This window comes from Brachyspira catarrhinii, from assembly GCF_005518285.1.
GTDB classification, from domain to species: Bacteria; Spirochaetota; Brachyspiria; order Brachyspirales; family Brachyspiraceae; genus Brachyspira; species Brachyspira catarrhinii.
In genome coordinates, this window is record NZ_SJDU01000157.1 from 1 (window position 1) to 5,183 (window position 5,183).

The following is a 5,183-nucleotide window of genomic DNA, read 5'->3' on the forward strand; positions in this document are numbered from 1 at the left end:
AAACTCCGATTAAATTTCAAACTCCGATTAAATTTCATATACTTTTTTATTTATTAAATTAATATTACAATAATTTTATTATTTTGTCAAATTTAATATTATATTTAACGATTATGCTTTTAATGAAATTATAAGCCTTATATACCGAAATTTAATATATAACAATTCTTTTAAAAATAGGTTATTATAATTAATAGTTAAAGTTTTGGAGGAACTTTTGATTGCGTAAAAAGAGACATTCTCGATTCAAAATATATTTGGCTACGACTTTGATTGCCTTTATGATACCCGCAATTTTCAGCGCGATTTTGGTGCTTCATAATAAACAAAGATATTTAAATAATATCATTTCTTATATAAACGAAGTCTCTCCGATTAATATATCTATTGCCGACATAGAGCTATCTTACAGACTCGAAGTTATTTTGGAAGATGTAAAACTTTATTCAAAAAATAATTCTTCCGCTTTTTTCGATTTGGATAGAGCTTCTTTAAGATTCAATCCTTTAAGACTTTTATTTAAAAGAGATATTTTTTATATTTTAAGCGAAGTCGATATTGACAACGCAAATTTTTATCCCGCGTTATTCGACAATTCTATTTTAAATAGAAATAAAGACAAAACATCCGAAAACGATAACGATATAAAAACGACTATAGAAAATGCAACCGATTTGTTTATAGATAAAAATATAAGAATAAGAAATTTTTCTACGAAGATTGTCGATAACGGCGAAGTTTCGGAAGTGTCGCTTAATTCTTTAAATGGAAATTTTAGAAACTATAGATATTTTTTATCTTATAATATCAGTTTGCCCGATAAAACATCGATATATTTTTCAATAGAAAGCAAACCCGATTTGTCCGAAATAAATTCTATAATAGACGCAAAAGACGAAAAAGGAGAATTATTTAAATATAATTTGGATTTCACAAACGATTATAACGATAAATTGGAAGGCAATTTAAGAAACTATAGCAATAATTTTGCAAATCTAACATACGATTATAATAATAAAAGATGGGATTTTTGCATTACGAATATAAATATTCAAAAAAACGCTATTTATAAATTAATGAATATAGCTTTGGATACTCCGATAGTTCATAAATTTATTGAATTCGACAATAAAACTATAACTACCGTAAGCAATTATATCGGAGGTTTTCAATATGCAAATTTAAATATAAAAGGCAAACAGGCTGAAAACGAAAATTTATATTTGGATATGGATTTGAAAGCTAAAGATAATTTTTTTGATATATTTGCAAAAGCCGAATTGATAGACAACAATATAATTTTATCCAACGCGATAATCAATTTATTAAACGGAAATATAATCGCAAGCGGAATAATTCCAGTGGAAAAACCTATTTTAAGCAGATTGGAATTAAGAGTTAACGATATTTCGGCGGGTTTTAATAATCTATCCGCAAGATTGACTTTAAGTCCCGTATCTTCGAGCATGGAAAGAATAGTGACGAGATTTACGATGCAGGAATTAAGTTACGCGAATGTTTTATCCGAACCGATGGCTTTTAATATTATTCATAAAGTAAAAGAAAAAGAAATTGAAATTAATTTGATTGAAAATATTTATAAAGAGCCGTTTAACGCCAATATTTATTTGGACGATACTAAACCTACGCTTGTAAACGCAAAAGGAACGATTCCTCAAGATATTTTTATGGTTGCGCTTGGAAGAAACCCGATAGATAATTTATCTTCTTTAAATATCAATTATAGCATGAGCAACGCTTTATATACGGACGGAAAAGGAAATATTCATTTTTTGGAAATGGCTTCAAGAAAAATCTACACGGAAGAATATTTAATAAGAATAGGCGCTTTAGCTTATAGCAATATAATAGAATTAAACGATATTTATTATAAACTCTCCGAAAGCGGCGATATAAAAGCGAAAGCGAATATTGAATACGATAAAAAATTTAATGTAAAGATTAACGGAAATATTGAAAGTCCTTTTGGAAAATATAATTTAAACGGTTTTACTTTGGATTCTACCAACGGAAATAAAATAATTTATGCTGCGACAGAAAAATCCGAAATTGTGGCAAACGGTTCTATAACTACAAATGGAATAATCAATTTAAATATCAAAACTCCAACGGAAATAAATATAAATAATAATGTTATAAACGCCGATATTTTAATCGACAATTATACTCAAAAACCTTTCTATATTTACGGAAATGTAAAATTCGATAAAAATGTCGCTCCGATTTTCACTTTGAATACTCAATTCGAACTTTCAAATCAAAGTTTAGTTTTCACAAATATAATTTTGGATTATGGCGCAAACAGAGTCATGGGAAACGGAATTTTAGACAATAGAGACGGAATAAATAAATTCACCGCTTTATTCAAGTCTGCGGAATATGACGGCGGATTTGCAATAGATGTTTCAATCAATAAAAATAATGTTTACGGAAAATTGAATGTGGAAGATTTGCCTTTTAATTTGAGTTACGGCAAAGGAATGTATGGAATATTATCGGCGGACGCAACGGTTATCGGTTTGCTTAACAATCCGATTATTTATCTCGATAGATTTAATATAAAAGATTTTGAAGTATTGGAAGACAGATTCGATGTTTCGCTTACGGGATATTATGGTAAAAACGAATTTGAATTGAAAGATTTTATTATGACGAAAACGGGAAAAAGCGGAATAGTAATATCGAGGACATTTACGAGACCGCAACAAGTGAGAATTCCTTACGCTTATTTTTCAAAAGATTTACAAAATATGCAAATAGAAGTTAATAATTTATTTCTATACAGCGCTTATAGCGGAAATATAAATTATAACATGAGAAGATTGCCGAACGGAATCGCCGAATACAGAATTCAAACAAGCCCGATAACGATTAATAAAAGAAAATTGCCAGAGTTTGGAACGGTAATGACTTATTCGGATGATAAAATATCTTTCACAAATATTAAAACTCATGGAATTAACGGAACGATTTCAAAAGAAGAAAACGAAACGAAAACTAAATTAAATTATGTTTACGATAATTACGACATATTAAATATAGACGGAGTAATAAGAGATACGAAAAATAATCAAGTCGATTTGCTTTTAACTTCCGATAGGCTCAATGTCGAAATATTTGAAATATTTAATGTCGTCTTTTCAGAAATACAATCTTCGCCTACAAATTTTATAATCGACAATAAGCCTTACACTTTATACGCGAGAGTTCATGGAGATAAGGAAGATTTGGCTATAGACGGAAGATTTTTAGGACATGGAAGAAAAGTAAAGATAAAATATTTTTCGGATGTGTTTGACGACACGATAGTTGATTTTAATTTTAACGGAAATACTTTTAATATTAATAATTTAACTTTCTATTCCAAAAGAAAAAAGAATTTAGCCGTAACTGGAGAAGCGGAAATTTTTAGAAATAGCGTAAATTATATAGCTTTCGATTTGCTTTCTTCGGACGAACAACTTGGACTTTTGAACGGAGATATAAATTTGAATGCGGCGAGAATAAGAGGACCTTTGCATTTGGATATGACGGTTGGAGGAAATCTATCCGCACCGACAATGAGAGGCACATTGACTTTAATGAGAAGCGATGTTCAACTTCGAGTATTAAACAATCAAAACTATTATAATCAACATATTTATGGAATGTCGAGCAGAATATATTGGGATTTTATAATAGAGGCTTGGAGGCAGGTTAGAGTAAATCATACTTTGGTTGGAAATTTCTATTTAGAAGAAGGCTCTAAAATGAGAATTTATAGTTCCTTAATGGACGGCATGGAATTTGCGGGAACGATTAATCTTGAAAGAGGAAATATATATTATCTACAAAACACATATAGATTGGAAAACGGTTCTGTTACATTTCCAGAAAGCGGAAGTTCGGACCCCATAATAGAAGCCACCGCTTTTGTGAATAAAAAATATTATACTTCGTCCGTAAGCGCGAATGTAAACAACAATACTTCGGAATATTTTGAAGACGAATTGCCGAGCGAAAATGTCACTTTATATATGGAAATGAACGCTCGATTATCTCAAATTTTATCTTCCGATACGGCGGGAATATCTCCCGTTAGATTTTATACTATTCCGCCTTTGAGTCAGTATCAAGTTAATCAGCTTGCGGGAATACCTCAAGGAAGTTTTGGAAATAGAGAAGAGCAGATGTTCGCTCAAAGCACGACTTCGCTTGACAGAGCAAATATGAATAGTTCTCAAACGAGTCAACTTGCACAGCTTGCGGGAAGTTACGGAGATGTCGCGATAGGAAACGCAACCTCGACTTATCTTTTAAGACCTTTTGAAAGATGGATAAGCAGATTGGGAATAATAGATTCAATAGATTTTAATACGCCCGCGGTAAATAATTTTATAACTTATAACAATAATTTGACGCTTTCTAAAGTTTTCAATAATACGAGCGTTAGTATAGGAAAAACTTTTTCAAAATATTTATATGTAAAATACGATATAACATATAACTCGAAAGACCCCGACAGACCGAACCTTTTTGGGCGACCTCAAGATTCTTATTACTTCGACCAGAGATTCGGATTCGAGCTTTCCTTATTAAGAAGCAGCAGACTTGCAAATTTTAGTTTTGAATATAAAATAAATCCTTTCTATATTCAATCTATAGGGCAAGACTTTAACTTTGTTATTCGTAGAAGATTGTGGTTGTGGAGATAATGTCAGTGAATTTTCATAAAAAATATTTTATCGTTTTATTTTTGGTATTTGCCGTTTTATTTACTTTTATTTTGATAGCAGCCGAAAGCGATTTTGAAAATTTAAGAACGGCAAGAAATATCGCCGCTTACGAAGGACTCACGATAAACGATATAGAAGTGACGGGAGCGGTTCGACTTACCGAAACCCAAATAAAAAATAGTTTTCCGATTAAATCGGGAAGCAGATTTTCGAGAGCGGAAATAAACGAAGCTATAAAAAAATTATTCGATACTCAATCTTTCGATAGAGTGGCTATCGATGTAAGAAACGATGGAAACGGAGTAATATTAAATATAATAGTAGCGGAAAGATTTTTAATAAAAGACATTACATATACTGGAAATAAAAGATTAACGAGAACGGCGTTAAACGATGTTATAAAACCCATAATGCAAGCGGGCGACCCTTATATTCCGCAAAATTTAA

Annotated in this window: 2 protein-coding genes; both read left to right on the forward strand. The window is 30.8% G+C overall.

The window, feature by feature from the left end:
• The first annotated feature begins 221 nt into the window (after nucleotides 1-221).
• Nucleotides 222-4,715, forward strand: coding sequence for a hypothetical protein (locus EZH24_RS06910; protein WP_336596090.1), 4,494 nt, complete (start codon nucleotides 222-224; stop codon nucleotides 4,713-4,715).
• A 5-nt stretch (nucleotides 4,716-4,720) separates the two neighbouring features.
• Nucleotides 4,721-5,183 (forward strand): POTRA domain-containing protein (locus EZH24_RS06915; protein WP_272897881.1); only part of this gene is annotated, 463 nt, incomplete at its 3' end.